This window comes from Streptomyces sp. PT12, from assembly GCF_003311645.1.
GTDB lineage: Bacteria > Actinomycetota > Actinomycetes > Streptomycetales > Streptomycetaceae > Streptomyces.
The window spans coordinates 1-800 of sequence record NZ_QEST01000267.1 but is presented as its reverse complement, the minus strand read 5'-3'; the positions used below and the strand labels follow the sequence as shown (position 1 = coordinate 800).

Below are 800 nucleotides of genomic sequence, written 5' to 3'. Positions count from 1 at the left end.
CGGGTGAAAGGTGACCCCGCTGCGTTAGTTGATGTTGGTCATTCCCCGGTGTTGGCTGTGGGAACCCGTCCGAGGTCGCGGCCGCGCATGCGGTAGCTGTCGCCCTTCATCGAGATGACCTCCGCGTGGTGGACGAGGCGGTCGATCATGGCGGCGGCGACGGTGTCGTCGCCGAAGACCTCGCCCCAGCGGCCGAAGGGCTTGTTACTGGTCACGATCACGGAGGCGCCTTCGTAGCGGCCGGAGATGAACTGGGAGAACAGGTTCGCGGCTTCGGGTTCGAAGGGGATGTAGCCCACGTCGTCCACGATGATCAGCGGGATCCGGCCCAGTCGGGTCAACTCGTCGCCCAGGCGTCCTGCCTGGTGGGTTTCGGCGAGGCGGGTGACCCACTGGGCAGCGGTGCCGAAGGCGACCCGGTGGCCGGCCTGGCAGGCCCGGATGCCGAGCCCGGTGGCGAGGTGGGTCTTGCCGGTGCCGGGCGGCCCCAGGAAGATTACGTTCTCCTTTCCGGCGACGAAGTCCAGCGTTCCCAGATGGGCGATGACCTCGCGTTTCACGGACCGCTGGTGGTCGAAGTCGAAGTCCTCCAGCGACTTTCGGGAGGGGAAACGAGCCGCTCGGATACGTCCCTCGGCGCCGTGGGAGTCGCGGGCGGCGACCTCCCGCTGCAGGCAGGCGGCCAGGTACTCCTCGTGGCTCCAGCCCTCATCGCGGGCCCGCTCGGCGAGCCGGGCGGCCGCGTCCCGTAGGGCCGGGGCCTTCAACGCCTTGGTCAGGTAGATCAGTTCGGAGCCGAC

The 800-nt window shown here is 68.6% G+C and carries 1 protein-coding gene; it reads right to left on the bottom strand.

Annotated features, from left to right (window positions below):
• Window positions 1-38: 38 nt before the first annotated feature.
• Window positions 39-800, bottom strand: a 762-nt coding sequence (istB, locus tag DEH69_RS28320) for an IS21-like element helper ATPase IstB (RefSeq protein ID WP_113689846.1), incomplete at its 5' end; no start/stop codon positions are given.